The organism is Actinoplanes sp. NPDC023801, assembly GCF_040639655.1.
In the GTDB taxonomy this organism is placed as follows: Bacteria; Actinomycetota; Actinomycetes; order Mycobacteriales; family Micromonosporaceae; genus Actinoplanes.
This window is the reverse complement of record NZ_JBFAAI010000034.1, coordinates 74,956-96,511: the sequence shown is the minus strand read 5'-3', so window position 1 is coordinate 96,511 and position 21,556 is coordinate 74,956. Positions and strand designations below refer to the sequence as shown.

At 71.3% G+C, this 21,556-nt stretch carries 24 protein-coding genes; 13 read left to right on the top strand and 11 right to left on the bottom strand.

The window, feature by feature from the left end; translation table 11 throughout:
- The first annotated feature begins 150 nt into the window (after positions 1-150).
- From AB0G04_RS38250 to AB0G04_RS38240, 3 genes are read left to right on the top strand one after another with little or no spacing between them, the layout of a single operon-like run.
- Entirely contained in the window at positions 151-1,677 is a 1,527-nt protein-coding gene (locus AB0G04_RS38250; protein WP_360993587.1) for a sugar ABC transporter ATP-binding protein, read from the top strand.
- Positions 1,674-2,639 (top strand): ABC transporter permease, encoded by a 966-nt coding sequence (locus AB0G04_RS38245; RefSeq protein ID WP_360993584.1) that lies wholly within the window; start codon positions 1,674-1,676, stop codon positions 2,637-2,639. Before AB0G04_RS38250 ends, AB0G04_RS38245 begins: the two co-directional genes overlap by 4 nt.
- The gene (locus tag AB0G04_RS38240; protein WP_360993581.1) at positions 2,636-3,655 is read left to right on the top strand and encodes an ABC transporter permease; all 1,020 of its coding nucleotides are present in this window, start codon (positions 2,636-2,638) and stop codon (positions 3,653-3,655) included. The genes AB0G04_RS38245 and AB0G04_RS38240 overlap by 4 nt, the downstream gene beginning before the upstream one ends.
- 75 nt (positions 3,656-3,730) lie before the next feature.
- Here AB0G04_RS38240 and AB0G04_RS38235 read toward each other — a convergent pair whose 3' ends face one another.
- Positions 3,731-4,387 (bottom strand): TetR/AcrR family transcriptional regulator, encoded by a 657-nt coding sequence (locus AB0G04_RS38235; protein WP_360993578.1) that lies wholly within the window; start codon positions 4,385-4,387, stop codon positions 3,731-3,733.
- Between the two features lie 169 nt (positions 4,388-4,556).
- Between AB0G04_RS38235 and AB0G04_RS38230 the strand changes: the two genes are divergently transcribed.
- The gene (locus AB0G04_RS38230) at positions 4,557-5,348 is read left to right on the top strand and encodes a PmoA family protein (protein WP_360993576.1); all 792 of its coding nucleotides are present in this window, start codon (positions 4,557-4,559) and stop codon (positions 5,346-5,348) included.
- An 84-nt stretch (positions 5,349-5,432) separates the two neighbouring features.
- Here AB0G04_RS38230 and AB0G04_RS38225 read toward each other — a convergent pair whose 3' ends face one another.
- Complete coding sequence (locus AB0G04_RS38225; RefSeq protein ID WP_360993573.1) at positions 5,433-6,074, bottom strand: response regulator transcription factor; 642 nt, start codon at positions 6,072-6,074, stop codon at positions 5,433-5,435.
- Positions 6,062-7,357: a histidine kinase gene (locus AB0G04_RS38220; protein WP_360993570.1), complete on the bottom strand. Its 1,296-nt coding sequence runs from the start codon at positions 7,355-7,357 to the stop codon at positions 6,062-6,064. The genes AB0G04_RS38225 and AB0G04_RS38220 overlap by 13 nt, the downstream gene beginning before the upstream one ends.
- A 130-nt stretch (positions 7,358-7,487) precedes the next feature.
- Between AB0G04_RS38220 and AB0G04_RS38215 the strand changes: the two genes are divergently transcribed.
- Positions 7,488-8,714 (top strand): hydrolase, encoded by a 1,227-nt coding sequence (locus tag AB0G04_RS38215; RefSeq protein WP_360993567.1) that lies wholly within the window; start codon positions 7,488-7,490, stop codon positions 8,712-8,714.
- A 68-nt stretch (positions 8,715-8,782) separates the two neighbouring features.
- Here AB0G04_RS38215 and AB0G04_RS38210 read toward each other — a convergent pair whose 3' ends face one another.
- Entirely contained in the window at positions 8,783-9,457 is a 675-nt protein-coding gene (locus AB0G04_RS38210) for a VOC family protein (RefSeq protein ID WP_360993564.1), read from the bottom strand.
- Between the two features lie 41 nt (positions 9,458-9,498).
- On the bottom strand, positions 9,499-10,014 hold the full coding sequence (locus AB0G04_RS38205) for a helix-turn-helix domain-containing protein (protein ID WP_360993561.1): 516 nt from the start codon (positions 10,012-10,014) through the stop codon (positions 9,499-9,501).
- Positions 10,015-10,444: 430 nt separating this feature from the next.
- On the opposite strand from AB0G04_RS38205, the gene mptB reads away from it, so the two are divergent.
- Positions 10,445-11,896 carry a polyprenol phosphomannose-dependent alpha 1,6 mannosyltransferase MptB gene (mptB, locus tag AB0G04_RS38200; protein WP_360993558.1) on the top strand — a complete coding sequence of 484 codons (1,452 nt, stop codon included), beginning with the start codon at positions 10,445-10,447 and terminating at the stop codon, positions 11,894-11,896.
- Positions 11,897-11,938: 42 nt separating this feature from the next.
- Here mptB and AB0G04_RS38195 read toward each other — a convergent pair whose 3' ends face one another.
- Positions 11,939-12,328 carry a cell division protein CrgA gene (locus AB0G04_RS38195; protein WP_360993556.1) on the bottom strand — a complete coding sequence of 130 codons (390 nt, stop codon included), beginning with the start codon at positions 12,326-12,328 and terminating at the stop codon, positions 11,939-11,941.
- Here AB0G04_RS38195 and AB0G04_RS38190 point away from each other — a divergent pair.
- On the top strand, positions 12,231-13,409 hold the full coding sequence (locus AB0G04_RS38190) for an NAD(P)-dependent oxidoreductase (RefSeq protein WP_360993553.1): 1,179 nt from the start codon (positions 12,231-12,233) through the stop codon (positions 13,407-13,409). The genes AB0G04_RS38195 and AB0G04_RS38190 overlap by 98 nt on opposite strands.
- Here AB0G04_RS38190 and AB0G04_RS38185 read toward each other — a convergent pair.
- Positions 13,399-14,271 (bottom strand): EamA family transporter, encoded by an 873-nt coding sequence (locus AB0G04_RS38185; RefSeq protein WP_360993550.1) that lies wholly within the window; start codon positions 14,269-14,271, stop codon positions 13,399-13,401. The genes AB0G04_RS38190 and AB0G04_RS38185 overlap by 11 nt on opposite strands.
- Before the next feature lie 73 nt (positions 14,272-14,344).
- Between AB0G04_RS38185 and AB0G04_RS38180 the strand changes: the two genes are divergently transcribed.
- Positions 14,345-15,238, top strand: a complete 894-nt coding sequence (locus tag AB0G04_RS38180) for a LysR family transcriptional regulator (protein ID WP_360993548.1) — start codon at positions 14,345-14,347, stop codon at positions 15,236-15,238.
- A gap of 54 nt (positions 15,239-15,292) precedes the next feature.
- Here the strand turns inward: AB0G04_RS38180 and AB0G04_RS38175 are convergent, their stop codons facing one another.
- A complete protein-coding gene (locus AB0G04_RS38175; protein ID WP_360993546.1) occupies positions 15,293-15,808 on the bottom strand; it encodes a MarR family transcriptional regulator in 516 nt (171 codons plus the stop codon).
- A gap of 133 nt (positions 15,809-15,941) precedes the next feature.
- Between AB0G04_RS38175 and AB0G04_RS38170 the strand changes: the two genes are divergently transcribed.
- Together AB0G04_RS38170 and AB0G04_RS38165 are read left to right on the top strand one after the other, a co-directional pair.
- A complete protein-coding gene (locus AB0G04_RS38170) occupies positions 15,942-16,280 on the top strand; it encodes a hypothetical protein (RefSeq protein WP_360993543.1) in 339 nt (112 codons plus the stop codon).
- On the top strand, positions 16,267-16,566 hold the full coding sequence (locus tag AB0G04_RS38165) for a hypothetical protein (RefSeq protein ID WP_360993540.1): 300 nt from the start codon (positions 16,267-16,269) through the stop codon (positions 16,564-16,566). The genes AB0G04_RS38170 and AB0G04_RS38165 overlap by 14 nt, the downstream gene beginning before the upstream one ends.
- 58 nt (positions 16,567-16,624) lie before the next feature.
- On the opposite strand, the gene AB0G04_RS38160 is transcribed toward AB0G04_RS38165, so the two are convergent.
- Positions 16,625-17,551: a LysR family transcriptional regulator gene (locus AB0G04_RS38160; protein ID WP_360993537.1), complete on the bottom strand. Its 927-nt coding sequence runs from the start codon at positions 17,549-17,551 to the stop codon at positions 16,625-16,627.
- Between the two features lie 71 nt (positions 17,552-17,622).
- On the opposite strand from AB0G04_RS38160, the gene AB0G04_RS38155 reads away from it, so the two are divergent.
- Positions 17,623-18,450: a dihydrodipicolinate synthase family protein gene (locus AB0G04_RS38155; RefSeq protein WP_360993534.1), complete on the top strand. Its 828-nt coding sequence runs from the start codon at positions 17,623-17,625 to the stop codon at positions 18,448-18,450.
- Positions 18,451-18,474: 24 nt separating this feature from the next.
- On the opposite strand, the gene AB0G04_RS38150 is transcribed toward AB0G04_RS38155, so the two are convergent.
- Positions 18,475-19,398 carry a LysR family transcriptional regulator gene (locus AB0G04_RS38150; protein WP_360993532.1) on the bottom strand — a complete coding sequence of 308 codons (924 nt, stop codon included), beginning with the start codon at positions 19,396-19,398 and terminating at the stop codon, positions 18,475-18,477.
- Positions 19,399-19,470: 72 nt separating this feature from the next.
- On the opposite strand from AB0G04_RS38150, the gene AB0G04_RS38145 reads away from it, so the two are divergent.
- Positions 19,471-20,358 carry a DMT family transporter gene (locus AB0G04_RS38145; protein ID WP_360993529.1) on the top strand — a complete coding sequence of 296 codons (888 nt, stop codon included), beginning with the start codon at positions 19,471-19,473 and terminating at the stop codon, positions 20,356-20,358.
- On the opposite strand, the gene AB0G04_RS38140 is transcribed toward AB0G04_RS38145, so the two are convergent.
- Positions 20,355-21,011 carry a CGNR zinc finger domain-containing protein gene (locus tag AB0G04_RS38140; RefSeq protein ID WP_360993527.1) on the bottom strand — a complete coding sequence of 219 codons (657 nt, stop codon included), beginning with the start codon at positions 21,009-21,011 and terminating at the stop codon, positions 20,355-20,357. The genes AB0G04_RS38145 and AB0G04_RS38140 overlap by 4 nt on opposite strands.
- A 92-nt stretch (positions 21,012-21,103) precedes the next feature.
- Here AB0G04_RS38140 and AB0G04_RS38135 point away from each other — a divergent pair, with 92 nt between their 5' ends.
- Positions 21,104-21,556 (top strand): VOC family protein, encoded by a 453-nt coding sequence (locus AB0G04_RS38135; protein WP_360993524.1) that lies wholly within the window; start codon positions 21,104-21,106, stop codon positions 21,554-21,556.

Genomic DNA, 21,556 nt, shown 5'->3' with positions numbered 1-21,556 from the left:
GCGGGGGGGGCCCTTCAATAAATAAACCCCCTCGGGGCAACAGCCCCCCGCAACCCCACCCCCCCCCTGCGCGCGGCCTCCCCCCCCCCCCCGGGGGGGGGGGGGGGGGGGCCCGCCCCCCGGGCCCGCAGCAAGGAAGGCGGTCGCCGGATGGCGCTGCTCGAGGTCGTCGACGTCTCCAAGACATTCCCCGGCGTCAAGGCGCTGGACGGGGTCTCGTTCACCCTGCAGCCGGGGGAGGTGCACGCCCTCGTCGGGGAGAACGGGGCGGGCAAGTCGACGCTGATCAAGGTCCTGACGGGCGTTTACCGGCCGGACCGCGGAGAGATCCGCTACCAGGGACAACCCCGCTCGTTCGCCGCTCCGACGGACGCCCAGCGCGCCGGGATCTCCACCATCTACCAGGAGGTCAACCTCATCCCGCTGATGAGTGTGGCCCAGAACCTGTTCCTCGGCCGCGAGCCCCGCAACGCCCTCGGCATGATCGACCGCGGCCGGATGGAACGCCAGGCCCGCGACATCCTCACCGAGTACGGTGTCACCGCCGACGTCCGCCGCCGCCTCGGCACCCTGCCGCTCGGTGTCCAGCAGATGGTCGCTCTGGCCCGCGCCGTCATGATCGACGCGCGCGTGGTCATCATGGACGAACCCACCTCGTCGCTCGAGCCGCGTGAGGTGCAGACCCTCTTCTCGGTCATCCGCCGCCTGCACGGCCAGGGCATCGGCATCGTCTACGTCTCGCACCGGATGGACGAGCTCTACGAGATCTGTGAAGCGGTCACCATCCTGCGTGACGGCAAACTGGTGCACACCGGCCGGCTGGCCGACCTGGAACGCATCGAACTGGTGTCGCTCATGCTCGGCCGGGAGATGTCCGAGGTACGCCGGCAGGGCTTCACCGAGTTCGGCGGCGACCACGACACCCCGGAAGGCGCCGGGCCGGTCCTGCGTGCCCGGGGGCTGACCAGCCGCACCAAGCTCCACGACGTCACCTTCGACGTGCGGCCCGGTGAGGTGGTCGGACTCGGCGGCCTGCTCGGCGCCGGCCGCAGCGAGACGATCAAGGCGATCGGCGGTGCCTACCCGCTGGACAGCGGGACCGTGGAGGTCGGCGGCGTCACGCTGAAGCGGCCCACCACCGAACGCGCGGTCAAGGCCGGGATCGCGGTCCAGCCCGAGGACCGCAAGGCCGAGGGCATCGTCCCCGGTCTCTCCGTACGCGACAACATCGCTCTCGCCGTCCTCTCGAGGACCAGCCGGTTCGGCATCGTCTCGGACGCGAGGATCGACGAGATCGTCGAGCGGTACATGACCCGGCTGCGGATCAAGGCGTCCGGCCCGGACCAGCGCGTCGGTGACCTGTCCGGCGGCAACCAGCAGAAGGTCCTGCTCGCCCGGCTGCTCGCCACCGGGCCGAAGGTCCTGCTCCTGGACGAGCCGACCCGCGGTATCGACGTCGGCGCCAAGGCCGAGGTGCAGAGCCTGATCGAGGAACTGGCCGCCGAAGGACTCGGCGTCGTCCTGGTCTCCTCCGACGCCGAGGAACTCGTCGAGGGCTCCGACCGGGTGGTCGTGCTGCGCGACGGAGCGGTCGTCGGCCATCTCACCGGCGACCGGGTCACCACCGAAGACCTCATGGCGAGCATCGCCGCGGCCGCACCGGAGAGTCCCGCATGACCACTTCGACCATCACGAGCAAACCCGCAAACCTCTCGCGGGTACGGAGATGGCTGCCCGACTACGGCGTATACCTCGCGATCGCCCTGCTGATCGCGTACAACGTAGTGTTCACCCCCTACTTCCTGACCATGAGCAACCTGCGGATCCAGCTGATCCAGGTCGTGCCGATCGTCATCGTCGCTCTCGGCATGGCCCTGGTCATCGGCACCGAGGGCATCGACCTGTCGGTCGGTTCGGTGATGGCGCTGGCCGCCGCTCTCATCCCGCTCTATCTCGGCTACGGCGTGGTCGCGGCGATCCTCGCCTCGCTGGTCGCCGGCCTGGCCGTCGGCCTGATCAACGGACTGCTGGTGGCCCGCGTCGGGTTGCAGCCGATCGTCGCCACCCTCGCCCTGTTCGTCGGCGGCCGTGGCCTCGCCGTGGTGATCTCCGACGGGAAACTGAAGGACATCCGCAACCCGGACATGCTTCACCTGGGTGCCGGTGACCTGTTCGGGCTGCCGGTTCTCGTGTGGATCGCCGCGGCGCTGGTGCTGGTCGTCGCGTTCGTGGTCCGCCGCACCGTGTTCGGCCGCCGCCTGCTCGCCGTCGGCGGTAACCGGCCGGCCGCCGAACTTGCCGGCCTCCCGGTCAAGCGGGTGCTCATCACGGTCTACGTGGCGTGCGCCGTACTCGCCTCGATCGCCGGCCTGCTGTCGGTGGCCCGCATCCAGTCGAGCGACGCGTCCGCGGTCGGACTGCTCATCGAACTGTCCGCGATCACCGCGGTGGTCGTCGGCGGCACCCCGCTCACCGGCGGCAAGGTCAAGGTCGTCGGCACCGTCGCCGGCGCGATTCTGATGCAGCTTGTGATCGCCACCATGATCAAGCACGATCTGGGCCCGTCGACGGCCGAGATGGCGCAGGCCGTCATCATCCTGGTCGCCGTCTACGTGGCCCGTGAGAGGAAGACCCGATGAAGACCCTGAACGCCGGGGTCCCGGCCACCGCCTCCACCGGGCCACGCGGTGCCGGCCGGGCCGATCGCACCGACCGGATCGTCGGGCTCGTCCAGCGTCAGGGCGCGCTCGCCGTACTGGTCACGGTCACGCTCGTGGCGCTGGCCGTGTTCCCCGACTTCCGCAGCCTCGACAACGCCGGCACGATCCTGGTCGCGGCCGCGCCGCCGATGCTGATCGCGCTCGGCATGACGTTCGTGATCCTGACCGGCGGCATCGACCTGTCGGTCGGGTCGCTCTACGTGCTCGGCGGGGTGCTCGCGGCCTGGGCCTCCTCCTACGGCGTGGTCCAGGCGGTGCTCGTGCCGCTTGCCGTGTGCGGGGGCATCGGGCTGTTCAACGGGCTGCTCATCGCGTACACCCGGATGGCGCCCTTCATCGTCACCCTCGCCGCGCTCCTCGGCGCCCGCGGACTGATGCGGGCGATCAGTGACGAGGGCTCCACCACCTACGTCGTCGGGAACGACGCGTTCGGCTCGCTCGGCACCGGATCGCTGCTCGGCGTCGGCCATCAGGTGTGGCTGGCCGCGTTCCTGGTACTGATCGGTATGGTGGCGCTGTCCCGTACCGGGTTCGGGCAGTCGGTGTTCGCCGTCGGGGGCAGCGAGGACGCCGCCGGACTCATGGGTGTCGCGGTCCGGCGTACCAAACTCGGGGTCTATGTCCTGTCCGGGCTGTTGGCCGGCCTTGCCGGAGCCATCAACGCGGCAAAGCTCGGCTCGGGCGTCACGGTCCTGGGCGCCGGCATGGAGCTGGACGCGATCGCCGCCGTCGTCATCGGCGGCACGCTGCTCACCGGGGGCGCGGGCAGCATCGGCGGAACCGTCGCCGGGGTGCTTCTGCTCGGTGTCATCCAGAACATGATCAACCAGGTCGGCAACCTGAACAGCAACTGGCAGCAAGTGATCAGTGGTGCTTTCCTCGCCGTCGTGGTGGTGGCTCAGACCGCCCTCAACCGTCTCCGCCGCATCCATTGAGAAGGTCCGCTCCCGGCGGGCCCGCGCCGTCGCGTGGCGCCGCGCCGTCAGCGACGGTTCGGTGCCGGGCGGTCGTCACCGGCCGCCCGGCGCCGCGGCGCTCTCCAGCATCGCCACCGCGAGCCCGCTGAGGTGGTCGGCCAACTCGTCGGCCGGCGCGGACATCCCGTCGCCCACCCACTCGATGATGACCTCGGAGATGCCCGCGACCAGCGCCAGCATGATCCGGTCGAAGCGGGTCCCGTCACCCGCCGAGGGCAGCAACGGCCGCAGCAACCGTCCGAACAGGGCCGCCTCGGCCCGCAGCAGGCCGCGCCGCCGCAGCTCCATCCGAGGCGCGTTCACATAGATCACCCGGGCCTGCTCGGGATGCTCGGCCAGCAGCCCGACGAGCGCCCGCATCACCGGCTGCAGCAGGTCCTCGACGGTTGCCGGACGCGGCGGGCTCATCGCGAACAGTGCGTCGAGCAGCCAGTCGTTCTGCTCCCGGTGGACGGCCAGCAGCAGGTCCTCCCGATCGGCGAAGTGATCGTAGAAGTAGCGCTTCGACACCTTCGCGTGCGCGCAGACGTCCGCGATCGTGACGCCGTCGTAGTCCCGGGTCGCGAACAGGTGCACGGCCGCGGCGACGATCCGGTCCCGCCGGTCGGCTTCACGCTGCTCACGGGACCGGCCGGCGTAGTGGTCGCCACGACGGACGTCGATTGCCGTCGCCGTTTCTGAGTTGCCCATCGGTGGAAACCTTTCGCTGTTCCGGAACCAAGGTAGCCGCGGTTCCGCAACCGCTTTCTTTGGTTTTCCTTAAATCCGTACCCGGCCGCTCCTGGCGCCTCCCACTTGCACCCGTGAAACCCCTGCCACTAGGCTGCTGGAAAGCGCTTTCCTGTAATGAGGGGACCGGATGACCGAGCTGCACGTGGACAGCACGCCGGTGGCCACCTATGCGGCCACTCCCGAGGTCGACATCCGCCTCGCGCCGCGGCCCTACCTGCACCCGGTCCGCACACTGGGCGGCGCCGTCGTCACCGAGGAATTCCCGCAGGATCACCCCTGGCACCTCGGCGTCTCGGTGACCATGCAGGACGTCGACGGCGTCAACGTCTGGGGCGGCCGCACCTACGTGCGCGACGAGGGTTACGTCTGGCGCGACGACCACGGGCGGGTGCTGTCCGACGGCCGCACGCCGGTCCCCGGCGGCTTCACCGAGAACCTGCGGTGGTGCGACGCCGACGGCCGCCTCCTGTTGCGCGAACAGCGGTCGGTCACCGCCGGTCCCGCACCGCACGGCTGGCGGCTCTCCTTCTCGTACGCCCTGAGCACGCCGGGCGAGGCCGAGGTGACGATCGGCAGCCCCGCCACCAACGGCCGGACCGGGGGAGCGGGTTACGGCGGCTTCTTCTGGCGGGCCACCTCCGGCCGGGCCGTGGCGTTCACCCCGTCCGGCGCCGAACCCCACGGCTCCACCGATCCGTGGCTGGCACTGACCGTCGACGACGCGTACACCCTCGTCTTCACCGGCCTGTCCGGAGCCGACCGCTGGTTCGCCCGGACCGGCGACTACAACGGGGTCTGCGCTGCCCTGGCCTACGAGGATCCTCTGAAGATCAAACCCGGCACGCCGCTGACCAGGGACATCACCGTCCTGATCGCCGACTCCCGGTTGTCCCCGGAGCAGATCACCGCCACTTTCTGACCACTCCTGCTGACCGTCTTTCGACTGTCGTCCACCGGCCGACGTGATCGGCGCCGATCGAGCCGGTTCGGTGGCATGAAGGGGTCAGGCGCGCAGGTACTTCAGGACGGCGAGGACCCGGCGGTGGTCGGCGTCGGTGGGAGGCAGATCCAGTTTGGCGAGAATGCTGCTCACGTACTTCTCGACGGCACTGGGACTGACCTTCAGCGCGTCGGCGATGCCGTTGTTGGAGCGGCCCTCGGCCATCAGTCGCAGAACCTCCGTCTCGCGCGGGGTGAGCCGGTCGATCGGGTCGGTCCGGTGCCGTACGAGCAGTTGGGCGACCACCTCGGGGTCGAGCGCGGTGCCTCCGGCCGCCACCCGGCGCAGCGCGTCGAGGAAGTCCGGCACGTGGGCGACCCGGTCCTTGAGGAGGTACCCGACCCCGCTGGTGCGGACGGACAGCAGGTCGGTGGCGTAACGCTCCTCGACGTACTGCGACAGGACCAGGACGGCGATCTCGGGATACTCGTGCCGGATGACCAGGGCGGCCCGGATGCCCTCATCGGTGTGGGTGGGTGGCATCCGCACGTCGACGAGAGCCAGGTCGGGGCGGTGCCGTGCGACCGCTTCGAGCAGTTGTGCCGCGTCCGGCACGGCGTCGACGACATCGAACCCGCCGTCGGTGAGCAGTTTGGTGAGACCCGCCCGCAGCAGGACCGAGTCCTCCGCGATCACGACTCGCATGGCAACTCCACGGTGATCGTCGTCGGCCCGCCGGCCGGACTGAGAACGGTGAGGGTCCCGTCGACCGAGGCGGCACGCTGGGCCAGCCCGCGCAGCCCGGTGCCGCCGGCGCCGAGAGTGGCACCGCCACGGCCGTCGTCGGTGACGGCGACGCGGAGCCGGTCGCCGGTGCGGTCGACGGTGACCTCCGCCCGGGTGGCTCCGGCGTGCCGGGCGACGTTGGTGAGAGCCTCGGAGACGACGAAGTAGGCGATCGCCTCGACGACCGGCGAGCACCGCTCGCTCATCGTCACGGTCACCCGCACCGGCAGCGGGGCCCGGGCGGCGATGCCGGACAGGGCAGCGTCGAGGCCCCGGTCGTCGAGCACGGCCGGATGCAGGCCGCGGACGAACTCGCGCAGTTCGGTGAGGGCCTGGGTGGCTTCGTCGTGGGCGGCCTCGATGGCCTGCCGGGCCGGTCCGGGCAGATCGGTGAGACCGGCGCGGGCCATGCCGAGGTTCATCGCCAGGGAGACCAGCCGCTGCTGGGCGCCGTCGTGCAGGTCGCGTTCGATCCGGCGGCGCTCGGCGTCGGTCGCGGCGACGATGTCGGCCCGGCTGCGCGACAGCGACTCCACCCGGCCGGACAGTCGCTCGTTGCGGCTGGGGCCCAGCAGCGCCCGGGCCAGGGAGGTGTCGGCGCGGGCCACGTACCGCGCCACCCAGGGGGCGGCGACCAGCACGGCCGGTACGGCGGCGAGCAGCGCCGCGCCGGTGCCGGGCGGCCATCCGTTGTCCCGGGCGCCGGCCAGGCCAAGTAGAAGGGCCACCGCCGTTCCGGCACCGGACAACCAGAGGGCGATCACCACGGCGGCCCCGAACACGCCGGTGAACAGCGACAGCACGTGGTAGGCGAGCTGCCGCCACGTGCCGGCCGCGCCCATGTCACGGAGCCGCCGCCCGTCCCGGCGCGCCGCGGGGATCTCGATGCCGAGCAGCCCGCGGAACCGCCGGCGCTGCAGTGCGGTGAGCCACGGCACGGTCAGCAGCACCAACGGCGGGACGACCACGGCGAGGACGACGAGCACGATCGTCCGGACCCGGTCGGCGGCCGGTGCGTACAGCAGGCTCCACACCGCGCTGTAGACGAGACCGGCCGGCAGGCCGCAGGCGAACAGGAAGGACACCGCACCGGCCGGCAGCCCCGCGATGGTGTGGGCGGTGGCGCGCGCGCCACCCGCCGGCCACAGGGTGCCCAGGGCGGTGAATATCGCGCCGCTACGGGCCGCATCTGTCGAGGTCACGTGATCAAGGTAGACATCGTGCGGCGCGGCGGCCATGAGGGTCGCTCCGGCGCGGGGTGAGGATAACCCCACCACGGACCGGCGGGCGGCCCCGGCGACAGCGCGATCGGTGGCGGGCAGCGTGATCGCCATGTTGAAGAAGCCCACCGATCAGCCACTACGCCGTCGCCAGCTGCTGACAGCCGCCGTGCTTGCCTCCGGGCTCGGCCTGGTCGCCGCGCCGGGCGCCGCCTACGGCCGGTCTCTCCGCCGGACGGGAGCCGGAGGGATCGTCCTGCCCCCGCCGACCGGACCGGCACGCCTCGGCACCGTCTCACTTCATCTGATCGACCGCACGCGTACGGACCCCTGGGTGCCGTCCCGCCCGGTACGCGAGATCATGGTGCAGATCTGGTACCCGGCGCGGGACACCCGCAGCCACCCCGTGGCGCCGTGGCTGTCACCCGGCGCGGTGCCGCACTTCGCCGAGGTGTTCGGTTTCCCCGCCGACATGGTGCGGGCGACGGACACGCACGCCCGGGCCGGGGCGCCGGTGGACCGCCTGCGGGGCGGCCGGCCGGTGGTGCTCTACTCGCCCGGTCTCGGTGGCGGCCGTGGCACCGGAACCGTGCTGGTCGAGGAGCTGGTCTCGCACGGCTACATCGTGGTCACCATCGACCACACCCATGACGCGTCCGAGGTCGAGTTCCCCGACGGACGGATCGAGGTCGCGATGATCCCGCCGGACATCGACGAGTCGGTCATCACGCAGGCCGCCGCGGTCCGCGAGGCAGACGCCCGGTTCGTCCTGGACCAGCTGGCCGCGATCGACGCCGGCCGCAACCCCGACGCCGCGAACCGCGCGCTCCCGGACGGTCTGTGCGGCGCCCTCGACCTGACCCGGGTCGGCATGTTCGGTCACTCCCTCGGCGGGAGCACCGCCGCGGCCACCATGCACAGCGACCCGCGGGTCCGGGCCGGCGTCAACATGGACGGCACGTTCGTCGGCGCTGCGGCCGTCGCGGGCTCCGGGCGGCCGTTCCTGCTGCTGAGCAGTGACCACGGCAGCGGGCCGGAGGATCCCACCTGGGACGCGTTCTGGGCGAATCAGCGGGGGTGGCGACGGGAGCTGAGCCTGAGTGGCACGACCCACGGTTCGTTCAACGACGGCGAGGTGTTCTATCCGCAGGCCGCGCCGGTGCTCGGCCTCACTCCGGAGCAGGTGGCCGAGCAGATCGGCACCCTCGACCCGCGCCGCTGCGTCACGGTCCAGCGCACGTACCTCCGGGCCTTCTTCGATCGGCACCTGCGGGGCCGGGACGGCTGGCTGCTCAGGGCTCCGCATCCCGGATTCCCGGAGATCCGTTTCGTCCGATAGCCCGGGACAGGGTCCGGTGGTCGACATGCACACCGGACCCGGTCCGCCGCGGCGGCGATCGGCGGGAGTCAGCCGCCCGACTGAGGGCGGCGCCTGCTCAGCCAGGGGCCGAGTCCTCCGGCGTCCTCGGTGGCGATGAACGCGCCCGAGGCGTTGATCAACGCCTCGTCCGCGTGGGACAGGCAGCTCCAGACCGTCGAGCCCCACGAATCGGCGAGCTTGACCTCCGCCGGATGGGTGCAGTGGCTGCCGTCGGTGCCGGGAACCTGGCAGGAGGACGGTGCTCCGCCGCGGCGATGGATGGCCTCGGCCGCCTGCTTGATCAGGGAGGAGCGTGCCTGTGAGACGGTGGGTGCGAGCCTGGAGCTCGCCGGCACGGCAGTGCGCTGGCCGATCAGTACGACGTTGCCGTCCGGGTCACGGGTACGCATCTCACCCCCGGGCGCGTGATCCGGGTAGCCCACGAGTTCGAAGTCGTAGCCGTCCTGCTCGAAGTTCAGGCGCACGACGGTGAGATCCGTGACGTACAGGTAGATCAGCAGGGGGAGTTCGACCTGGATCAGCAAGGGCTGAACGCAGGCCAGCAGTAGCGTGTGTTCGCCGCACTGCAGATAGCACCAGCGGGCGTCGCTCTCGCCGCCCGCTCGCTGTTCGCCGTATCCGAACCGTGCGTAGAAGGCGCGGCTGAGTTCCAGATCGCGCACGTAGACGACCGGAACCGCTGCTTGTACCTGGGGATGCATGCCAGCAAGCTACCGGTATGGCGGCGGTCCACGTCAGGGTGTCACGTCGCCGGGGCCTGCGACCGCGCCATCTCGGCCTCGTACGCGGCGGTCAGCTCGGCGAGGACCGAGGGCGCCCCCGGAGTGCCCGGGGCGCCGAGGTGCAGCACCCGCAACTCGTCCATGAACCGTTCCCACAGCTCCGGTCCGCCGCGTTCGAGCAGTTCGGCACGGATGGCCAGCTCCCGTGTGACCGGCAGGTGCCGGCGGCCCCAGGCGCCGAGATGTGCCAGCACCGGCACGAGCTGAATCGCCGGTTCGGTCAGGCTGAGCAGGATGCGCTGCTTGTGCCGGGGGTCGGGAACCGAGGTGATCATGCCGACCTCGGTGAGCCGGTGCAGGCGGTCGGCCAGGATGTTGGTGGCGATGCCCTCGTCCGAGCCGGTGAGCAGGGCGCGGAAGTGCCGCCGGTTGCCGAACATCATGTCCCGGATGACCAGGAGCGACCATCTGTCGCCCAGCACCTCCAGAGAGAGGTTGATCGGGCACCCGGACCGGTGCTCTTCGGTGTTCGGCATCGTCTCCCCGTTCCTCCTGAACCGATTGTAGTTTAGCGTCGGTTGCAATCTGCAAGCGGTTCGAGGAAGGGCAGAGCCATGGCTTTCGTCTTCGCATCCCTCTCCGTCTCGGTCGACGGCTTCGTCACCGGCGACGACCTCAGCGCCGGCAAGCCGCTCGGTGACGGCCCGGCCGAGCAGCCTGTTCGACGGTGTGCCGCCGCTCGACCTGGAACAGATCGGATCCCGCTCCGCGTCGCTGGTCACGCACCTCGAATACCGCGTCGTGCGGTGACACGTACCACCCCGGCAGGCACCGGCTTGCCTCGATACGCGAAGCTCGACGGCTATGGATCCGGGTACGGGGGCGACAGAACCGCACTGGCGGCGTTGGCGAAGTGTCAGCCGATCGGTTCGCCGGCGTTCATCAGGTGACCCCAGCATGGCCCCGGTGTCGCTGACGTTCCTCCGCTGGCTCGGGTTCGCCGGTTCGCTGATGCTCGCCGTCGCCGGCTGGCTCGGCGGGGCACTGCCCGGCGCCGACCTGGCCACCGATCCGGTCAAGGTCGCCCGGAGCGACTTCGGGCCGGTCGTCCTCGGGTTCTGGCTGCTCGGCACCGCGGCTCAGGCCTGGGCCTGGTGGTCCGGCCGTGATCGGGTGCCGACACTGCGGTGGGCGGCGGGGACCGCGTTGCTCTGGCTGCTGCCGTTCCTGTTCGTGCCGCCGATGGGCAGCCGCGACGTGTACTCCTACGCCTGCCAGGGCGAGATGTTCGTGCACGGCGTCGACCCGTACCTGCACGGGATCAACGCTCTGCCCTGCACCTGGGTGCAGATGGTCTCGGAGATCTGGCGGGACAGCGTGACCCCGTACGGCCCGCTGTTCCTGATCATCGCCGGCGCCGCGGTGAAGCTGGGCGGTTCGCTGACCGGGATCATCGTGGTGTTCCGGCTGGTCACGTTCGCGTCGATCCTCGCCGTCGCCGCCTGCCTGCCGGCGCTGGCGCGCCGCTGCGGCATCGAGCCGGGACGGGCGATCTGGGTGGCGCTCGCCGGGCCGCTCGTCGGGGCGCATCTGCTGGCCGCGCCGCACAACGATGCGGTCATGATCGGCTTGCTGGTGGCCGGCCTCTTCCTGATCGTACGGGCGGACGCGCGCCCGCTCCCGTTGCTCGCCGGCGGCCTCCTGCTCGGTCTCGCGGTGGCCGTGAAGGCGACCGCCGTCGTGGTCGTCCCGTTCGCCGTGCTGATCGCCGCCCGTCCCGCGGCCCGCGCCGCTTCCAGGCTGGCCGCCTGCCTGCGCGCACTGCCCCGGCCGGCACTTCTCGTCGGCGGGGCGTCGCTGGCGGCGCTGGCCGGTGTCACGGTCGCCGGCGGTCTCGGCTTCGGGTGGATCCCGGCGATGCGGGGCAGCGCGTCGGTCATCCAGTTCACGTCACCGCCGACGGCGGTCGGCATGACACTCACCTATGCCGGACAGCTGGTGCATCCCGGCTTCGACGCCGTGCCCGCGGTGCGGGCGCTGGCCCTCGTAACGCTCTGCATCGTACTCATCGTGCTGTTGGTCAGAACCTTGAGCGCCGAGGACCGGGAGCGGACCGCACTGCGGGGAGCCGCCCTCACCATGGCCGCCGTGGTTCTGCTCTCGCCGGTGTTCCACCCCTGGTATGTGTTCTGGCCGCTCACCCTGCTCGCCGCGACGACCCTGCGGACAAACGCGTTCATGCTGGTCAGCATCGTCGCGGCGTTCTCGGTCCTGCCGGACGGGGGAGGACTGCCCAGATTCGTGAAGTTCCCCGGGGCGCCGCTCATGACGATCCTGATCGTGGTGCTGGTGGTCCGGTTCGTCAGGCGGCGCACCACCCCGGCGCAACCGGATGCTCAACAGCGGGCCGTTCCCTGAGTCGTCCCGCCCGTGGCAGGGTGAGGTCCGCCGCCGGATCGATCATCGCGAGCCGGCCTGCCGTCGCTTCCGGCGCGAGAGCATGATCAACGTGATTGCCGCCGACACGACGAAAAGCCCCAGCAAGATGATGATCAAGCCGGCGGCGACGTTTCCGACACCCCACGCCTCGACCGGCCAGGCCGCGGCTGACAGGTAATACACCGCCAGCCAGGCGACGCCGATCAGGCACGGGCCCAGAAGTCCCAGGACAAGCAGAACCCAGCCGGCCACGGCCATCCCCGATGACGCCTTCGCCGGCAGGGGCCTGCCGGCTGCCGGCGCGGTCGGCGGCATGGTGCCGGTGGCCACGATCCGAAGAACCTCATCCGTCGTGACGCCGAACCGGGCCGCTATACCCGGGGTCTCTTCACCCGCCGCGTACGCCGTCATGATCCGTTCGTCTCGCTCCGCGTTCATGCGGCGAACCTACCGTGGCGCCGGACCCTGTTCCCGGACACCGTATGCGTTGCCGCAGGGCCTCGTGGATGTCGTCGCGGATCGGCGGGCGACGGCCGGCGTGACGCCGCGGGATCGTTGCAGTCCAGCGGTTCGGAATTGGCCGGTGGAGGCGCGTCCCCGAGGTCGTAGCGTCGGCGATGTGACCGTTGGATTCGTGGGGCTCGGCGTCATGGGTCAGCCGATGGCCCTCAACCTGGCCCGGGCCGGAACCGAACTGATCGTGTGGAACCGTAGCCCGGAACGGGCCGAGCCGTTACGGGCGGCCGGGGCGTCGGTGGCCGCCGACCCAGCCGGTGTCTTCGCCGCCGCCCGGACCGTGATCCTCATGCTTGCCGACGACCGGGTCATCGACGACGTGCTGCGGCGGGGGACCGGCGAGTTCGCGAAGCTGGTCGCCGGGCGGACGATCGTGCATATGGGCACCACCGCGCCGGCGTACTCGGCCGGTCTCGCCGCTGACGTGGCCGGCGCCGGTGGCGCGTACGTGGAGGCTCCGGTCTCCGGCTCCCGCGGCCCGGCCGAGACCGCCGACCTGGTGGTGATGATCGCCGGTGGGAACCCGGAGGTCGAGGACGTATTGCGGCCGATGTGCCGGGAGATCGTGCGCTGCGGCGACGTGCCGGGGGCACTGCTGATGAAGCTGGCCGTGAACACGTTCCTGATCAGCATGGTCACCGGGCTGGCCGAGTCGTTCCACTTCGCCCGCGGGCACGGACTCGATCTCGCGACGCTGAGCGCTGCCCTCGACGCCGGTCCGATGGCCAGCGCGGTCTCCCGGATAAAGGGGCGCAAGCTGCGGGAACGGGACTTCGAGGTGCAGGCGGCCATCCGCGACGTGTTCTACAACAGTGAGCTCGTGGTGGACGCGGCCCGGCAGGCGGGTATCGTGTCGCCGCTGCTGGACGTGTGCCGCGCCCTCTTCGCCGAGACCGACGCGGCGGGCTACGGTGCCGAGGACATGGCCGCTGTGGTGCGTGCGCTGGAATCCCGGACGCAACGTTCTATCCGCTGACCGCGGCGGGTGCCGCCGTGCCGGCCGTGCCGGGTTCCCGGGCGGAGCGTTCCACCCGCTGGCCCCAGTAGACGCCGGTCAGGACCAGGGCGATGCCGGCCAGCGCGATAGCGGTCAGGTGTTCCCCGCCGAAACCGACTCCGATCAGTACGGCCCACACCGGTTCGGTGCCGAGCAGCAGGCTCGCCCGGGCCGGTGACGTCCTGCGCACGGCCCACAACTGCACCACGAACGCGAAGACGCTGCAGCCCAGCGCCAGATAGAGGATGCCCAGCCACTCGCCGGTCCCGAAACCGCCGGTTGTCAGCGGCCACGCGGCCACGGTGAAGACGACCGCGCCCACCACGGTCTGCAAGGTCGTCAGGGTGACCGTGTCGTACGACGGCCGGCTGAGCCGCGCCGACAGGTTGACGTGCGCGGCACGCACCACGGCGGCGGCGAGCATCAGGGCGTCACCGGCCGACGGCGTACGCAGGCCGGGCCCCGCGACCAGCAGGACGACGCCGCCGGTGGCCGTCGCCGCCGCAAGGAAGAACCGTGGTGGCAGGCCGCCCTGCATCAGGGGTGTGAGCAGGATGGTGAGGCTGATCAGCACGCCCGCGTTGGTGGCGCTGGTGAGCGACACCCCGTACGTCTCGAGCACCAGGATCGACGCCTGCGTCACACCGAGCAGCACGCCGACGCCGAGCTCGCGCCGCTGCACGCGCCGGCGCAGCATCAGCGGCAGCATCGCGAACATCGACACCAGATACCGGAGCGCGAGTACGGACAGCACGCCACCCGCGACGACCAGTGTCTTGGCGGCCAGATAGCTGCTGCCCCAGATGATCGCCACGGCCAGCAGAAGGAGGTCTCCGGTCACATCGGGAAGCCTGCGGCCCGCGGATACGGTAGACAAGAGGCCAACTGGTGAACCGACGATGTAGTGGAGCCTTGTGGATCCGCATCACCTCAGGCTGTTGCGCGAACTCGGCGAGCGCGGAAGCGTCGCGGCCGTCGCCCGTGCGGTGCACATCACGCCGTCAGCGGTCTCGCAGCAGCTCAACACGCTGCAACGCTCGGCGCGGGTGCCGCTGACGGAACGTCACGGCCGGCGGCTCGTGCTCACCCCTGCCGGGCGGGCGCTCGCCGCCGCCGCGGTCGAGGTGATGGCGGCGCTCGACCGGGCCGCCCGCGCCGTCGGCGATCATCTCGACGCGCCGGACGCCCCGGTGAGCGTGGCCGCCTTCCACAGTGCCGGGCTCACCTGGTTCGCCCCGCTGATCCGCTGGCTCGCCGAGACCGGCGGCCCGCCCGTGCGCTGCGCCGACGAGGACGTGGCCCACGCCGACTTCCCGGCTCTCGTCGGCGACTACGACCTGGTGCTGGCGCACCGCCTGGCGCAGAGTCCACTCTGGCCCGCCGACCGGCTGACCGTCATCGGGCTGATCGCCGAGCCGCTGTACGTGGCCATGTCGGCCGGCCACCCACTCGCGGCCCGCGAACGGCTGACGGCCGCCGATGCGGGTGCGTGGCCGTGGATCAGCGTCCACGAAGGGTTTCCGCTGGAAGGGGTGCTGGCCGTCATCGCCGCGTCGGCCGGGCACCCGCTGGACATCCGGCACCGGATCAACGATTTCACGGTCGCGGCGTCGGTCGTCGCCGCGGGCGAGGCGCTGGCACTGCTGCCCGGTCTCACCTCGGTACCGGACCCGCGGCTGGTGCTGCGGCCGCTCGCCGACCTGCCGGCCACCCGGCACATCGACATCCTGGCCCGCCCGGAGACGCTGCACAGAGCCGCCGTCCGGACGGTCGTGCGGACCCTCCAGGATCTGGTCACCCAGCACTGACCCGGCCCGTTCCCCGGTCCGCGTGGTGCTGTGCGGTGCGACGGCAGGGGCGGGTCAGCAGGCGTTCTGCATCCCGGGCTCGCCGAGGCACGCGGACAGGTGCGGGGCGGTGGCGGCCAGCACCTGGCGGCCGATCGCGGCGAGCTGCGGGACCTGCTCGGGGGTGATCGCGTCGAAGACGAGGCGGCGGGCCTCGCGTACGTGATCGGGCGCGGCGGCGACGACCACTGCCATGCCGGCATCGGTCAGGACTGCCTCGACGCTGCGTGTCTCGGTGGCGTCGACGGTGGTGCGGCGCGACACCCAGCCGTGCTTCTCCAGGCGGGAGACGGCATGCGAGAGGCGCGACGGCGATCCCGCCGCGAGGTGGGCGAGATTTCCCATCCGTACGGCACGGCCCGGCGCCTGCGACAGCGAGGACAGGATCGCGTACTCGAAGAAGTTGATCCCGGCATCCCGCTTGAGCTGGGCGTCGATCGCCGCCGGGAGGCTCATCAGCACCGCCGTGAGCGCCATCCAGGCGCGCTGTTCGTCGTCGGAGAGCCAGGGGACGTCTGTGGGGTCGCTCACGACGGGAAAGAATACGCGACCATCCCCTTGAACGTTCAACACTTGCGGTGTCATGCTTCTTCTTGAACGTTCAAGTCACCACCATGCGTACTTGAACGACATTTCTATTATTTCCTTTGATGGGGAGATCTCGATGGCCGTACTGCGTATCGACGCCAGCATCCAGGGACCGAACTCGGCCAGCACCGAGCTGGCGGATCTGGTGGAGAAGGAAATCTCCGGCGCCCCGATCGTCCGTCGTCACCTCGCCGCCGACCCACTGCCCGCGGACGTCTGGGCCCACGCGATCCAGGCCGCGTACCTGCCTGCTGACCAGCGCAGCGACTCCCACCACCGCGCCGTCGCGCTGGCCGGGGAACTCGCCGGCGAACTACGCGCCGCGGACGCGGTGATCCTCGCCGCTGCCGTTCTACAACTACGGCGTCTCGCAGCATGCCAAGGCCTGGATCGACCTGGTCATGGCCGGCGGTGAGCACGGCGAGAAGTTCCTCGACGGCAAGCCCGCTGTGGTGCTCACCACCCGCGGTGGCGCCTACGGCCCCGGCACGCCCCGTGCGGGCTGGGACCACAACACCGACTACCTGCGCCGCGTCGTGGGCGACATCTGGGGCGCCGACCTCACCCTGATCGAGCGGGAGTTCACCCTGGTCGGCGTGAACCCCGCCCTCGACGCCTTCACCGAGACCGCCGCGATCATGCGCAAGAACGCCCACGAGGCCGCCGCCGAAGCGGGCCGCACACTGGCTGCCCGAGTGTGATCAGAGAGTTCCGCCTCCTGATCGGCGCCATTCAGCCCGCGACATCGTTTCGCTGCGTCTACCGGACCCCGGCGGTGCGGCCGGCGGGCTGCGGAAGCGCGGCGATGAAGGCGGCGACGGCCGGATGCGCCGCGGAGCCCTGCCGGAAGGCGACCCTGGTGCGGCGCCGGGTGGGCAGTGGGAGCAGGTGAACACCCGGCGGGAGGTTGTCGGCGGCGAGCCGGGGCACCAGCGCGACGCCCTGACCAGCCGCGACCAGGGCCAGGACGGTGCCGAAGTCGTCCACCCGGTGCCGGGCCCGCGGAGTGAAACCGGCTGATCCGCAGAGCCGTACGGCAGCGGTGTGACACAGCGTCCCGGGAGAGGCCAGGATCCAGCCGGCGTCGCTGAAGTCCCGCAGGGTCCGGAGCTCGGACGCCGATGACCCGGCCGATGGCGAGGTGGCGGCAACGTGTGCCGGAACAGCCAGATGGACCGGCTCGTCGAGCAGCGGGACGCTGTCCAGGCCGGGATCGATGTCGGCGGGTACCACGTCGTAGTCCTGTGTGAGGCCGACGTCGAGGCGCCGGTCGAGCAGCGCCGCGGGGACGTCGGCCGGATCCAGCTCGGTCAGGAGCAGGTCCAGGGAGGTATGTCGTTCGCCCAGCGTCACGAGAGCGGGGGCGAGCAGGGTACGGATGGCACTCGGGAAGGCGCCGATACGAAGCTCGCCGGAGACTCCGGCGCGGGCGGCGGCCAGTGCGGCGTCCGCGCGTCCGAGTGCGGCCAGGACCGTTTCGCCGTGCTGGACCAGGAGCCGGCCGGCGGCGGTGAGAACGACCCGGCGGCCGGTACGTTCCAGGAGCGGCACACCTGCCTCCCGTTCCAGGGCGGACAGCTGCTGCGAGACGGCCGACGGGGTATAGGTGTGGGCGGTCGCGACGGCGGCGATCGTACCGAGGCGGGAAAGGTCGCACAGCAGGCGCAGGCGGCGCACGTCGAGCATAAGCAGAGCTTACGTAGGGCTTCAGAATGGTGAACTGGACCTGATGCTGGGCAGCGACGAGGCTGGTCGGCATGAGTCTGGACGGGATCTTCGTACCACTGATCACTCCCTTCGGCGCCGATGGTGGCGTCGCTGCCGATGTGCTGGAACGACTGGCGAACGACGTGCTCTCCGACGGCGCCGCCGGCCTGGTGGCGCTGGGCACCACCGGGGAGCCGTCGTCGCTGACCGCCGCCGAACAGGAGACCGTCGTCGGCGTGATCGCGCGTGTCAGCCAGGAACGGGGAACCCCGTTGCTGGTCGGCACACGGATGGACCTGGCGGCCGGGCCGGACGTGACCGCGGCGCTGGCTCTGGTGCCACCGTTCGTACGGCCCGGTGAGGACGGGGTGGTCGCGCACATCGCGGAGCTCGCCGGGCGTACGCCGGTGGTCGTCTATCACGTGCCGTACCGGACCGGTCAGGACCTGTCGGTGGCGGCGATCAGGCGGCTGGCCGGGCTGGCCGGGGTGGTGGGCATGAAGTACTCCACCGGTGCCGTCGATGCCGGGACCGTCGAGCTGCTCGCCGACCTGCCTGACGGGTTCGCGCTGCTCGGCGGCGACGACCCGGTGATCTGGCCGCTGCTGGCTCTCGGTGCGCACGGCGGGATCCTCGCCTCGGCCCACCTGGAGACGCGATCCTTCGCCGCGCTGGCCGAGGCCTGGCGAGCCGGTGACGTCGAACGGGGCCGCCACCTCGGGGGCAGGCTGGCGGCGGTGTCCCGCGCCCTGTTCGCCGCCCCGAACCCGACGGTCATCAAGGCGGCGCTGTACGAACAGGGCCGCATCCCGACCCCGTCGGTGCGCCTGCCACTGCTGCCGGCCCGCCGCGAACTGGCCGTACCGGCGATCGCCTGACCAACCCACGCCCGTCAGCCGTGGTTACCGGTCTGACGTACGGCTGGCGGCCTGGTCGGTGACCACGGTCAGGAAGGCGGCCAGCGCGGGGGAGAGCGGGGCGTCGCGGGTCACGGTGAACAGGCGGCGGCCCAGGTCGGCCTCGGCCACCCGGCGGTAGGCGAGGGCCGGATCGGGTGCGGGCAGGTTCAACAGCGGCAGGAGGGCCACGGCCGCCGCGTGGCGGACCAGGGCCAGCTGGACATCGGCGTCGTTGGAATGGTGGCGCACGTCGGGCTCGTAGCCGCCGATCGACCGGCAGGTCCCGACGATCATGGCGTGGTGACCGGTCGTCGGATCGGAGGAGACCCACACCTCGTCGCGGAGGTCGGCCAGGGAGACCGGCGCTCCGGAGGCCGCCCGGCGATGGGCGGCCGGCAGCACGACGAGCAACTTCTCGGACAGCAGCGGTGCGAACCGCATGCCGGCCGGGCGCGGGCGGGGATGGCCGTCGTACTCGTCGCTGATCACCAGGTCGACCGAGCCGAGGCGGAGGCCGGGCAGCGCCTGTTCCAGTTCGAGTTCGGACACCTCCATCCGGACCAGCGGGTGTTCGGCGGCCATCCGGCTCAGTGACGGGACCAGCAGGTGGCGGGTGGCGGACTGGACCCCGCCGGCGCGGACCGTGCCGCGGACCTCGCCGCTGAGGGCCGCCAGGTCGGCGGTCGCCGCCTCGGCCGCGGTGAGCAGCACCCGGGCATGCTGTGCCAGCAGGCGTCCCGCGTCCGTGAGCCGCACGCCGCGCCCGGCCTTCTCCAGCAGCGGCGCGCCGACCTCCTTCTCGAGGACGGTCAGCTGCTGCGAGACGGCGGACGGGCTGTAGCCGAGTGCGGAGGCGACGGCGCCGAGGGTGCCTCGTTCCTCGAACTCCCGGAGAAACCGCAGGCGACGCAGATCAAGCACGACCATGCACAAAGACTAACCATCCAACTCGATAAATCATCACTGGACCTGATGAAACAAATTGCTGATGCTGCAGTCATGGGTCCACTTCTCTGTCTGCTCTCCGCCGTCTGCTTCGGTGCGATGAGCATCTTCGGCAAGTTCGCGTACGACGCTGGAGTCTCACCGTCCGCCCTGCTCCTGGTGCGGTTCGTGCTCGCCGCCGTCGTACTGGCCGCCCTGTTGCGGCTGTGGCCGTCGCGGCCGGAACGGCGTCCCCCGGGCCGCGCGGTGGCCGTCGCGCTCGGGCTCGGGGCGGTGGGCTTCGCCACACAGGCGACGCTGTACTTCGAAGCACTCAGCGTCATGGACGCGTCGCTGCTGTCGTTGATCCTCTACACGTACCCGCTGATGGTGACCGCCGGCGCGGTCCTGCTGCGCCGCGACCGGATGACCCGCGGCCGGGCGATCGCCCTGGCCGTCGCCTCGGCGGGAACCGTGCTGGTACTGGCCGGGGCGGGCGGTGGGGCGCTGAATCCGCTCGGCGTGGCGCTCGGATTCGGATCGGCGCTGACGTACACGATCTACATCCTGGTCTCCGACCGGATCGTGCACGATATGCCGCCGCTGCGGCTGGCGACGCTGGTGATGACCGGTGCCGCGGCGGCCCTGACCGCGAAGGCGCTGCTCACCGGGGGTGTCGAGCTCACCTTCCGGCCGGCCGGCTGGTTCTGGGTGGCAGGTATCGCGATCGTCTCCACCGTGCTGGCGACCCTGCTGTTCTTCGCCGGGCTGCGCCGCACCGGCCCGTCGACGGCGGCGATCCTGTCCACCGTGGAGCCGTTCGTCACCGCCGCGCTTGCCGCGTTGACCCTCGGTGAGTTCCTGGCCCCCGCCCAGCTGGCCGGCGGCCTGCTGCTGCTCGCCTCGGTCGTCGTGGTGCAGATGCGGCCCGAGCGGGTCGTCGAGCCGGTCCCGGTCGCCTAGTCCGGGTGGCCCGGGCTGCCCGGTTTGGTCTTGGCGTAGTGGCGGGCGGCGCGGGCGCGGTTGCCGCAGCCGGGGGAGCAGAACTCGCGGCGCGGGCTGTCGCGGATGAAGTGCAGCACGCAGCCGGGCCCGCGGCAGGCCCGCAGCTCGGAGCGCAGGTCGCCGGCGAACAGCGCGACCGCCTCGGCGGCGATGGCGGAGAGGGCGGCGGTCGCCCGGGTGCCGCGGCTGTGTTCGGTGGCGTGCGGCTGCGGGGTCCACCGCAGCTCACGCCATTTCGGTGCGTCCCGCGCCGCCGCGTTGAGGATCCCCAGGTCGGCCGGGGCGGGCGGATCGCCGCTCACCACCGCGGAGGCGATCGCGCGGATCGCGTCCCGCAGCTCGCGGGCGCGTCGCAAGTCGTCGTCGGTGATGCCCGGGGAGTCTGTCATTCCCGGGGAGCCGCGGAGGCCGGAGTCGGGCGGGCCGGAACCGGGGAGGCCGGACGAGGACGGTGGGAGCCGATCGGGCGCGGAGGGCGGCGGTTCCGGGAGCTGGTCGGTGACGCTGTCGAGCCAGGCGGCCAGCGCGGAGCGGGTGGACAGGCCGTCGCGGAGGCGGCCGCGAACCGCGTGGAGGGTGTTCGCGAACGCGATCGGCAGAGGCTCGGCCATGTTCTAACGGTACAGCTGGCTTGACAGCGTGAGAAATGAGGAGCATGTTCTAACGGTAACGACGAACCGCAACCGTTAGAAAGTTGGCGACCATGACCGCATCCGCACTGCGAACCGGACACGTGGGACTGAACGTGACCGATCTCGGCCGTTCCATCGGTTTCTACCGACAGGTGTTCGGCTTCGAAGTGCTCGGGGAACAGGCCGACGGTGACCGGCGGTACGCGTTCCTCGGGCTCGACGGCACCCTGGTCGTCACGCTCTGGCAGCAGAGCGACGGCCGGTTCCCGGTCGACCGGCCGGGCCTGCACCACCTGGCCTTCCTCGTGCCCGACGCGGAGGCCGTCAAGCGCGCCGAGACGATCCTGCGGTCGCTCGGGGCCGACCTCACGCACGACGGCATCGTCCCGCACGGCGAGGACGCCTCGTCCGGTGGCCTGTTCTTCACCGACCCGGACGGCATCCGGCTGGAGATCTACGCACCGGCCGTCGCAGCGACCGCCCCGGCGCCCGTCCCCGGCGCTCCGACCTGCGGGTTCTTCTAG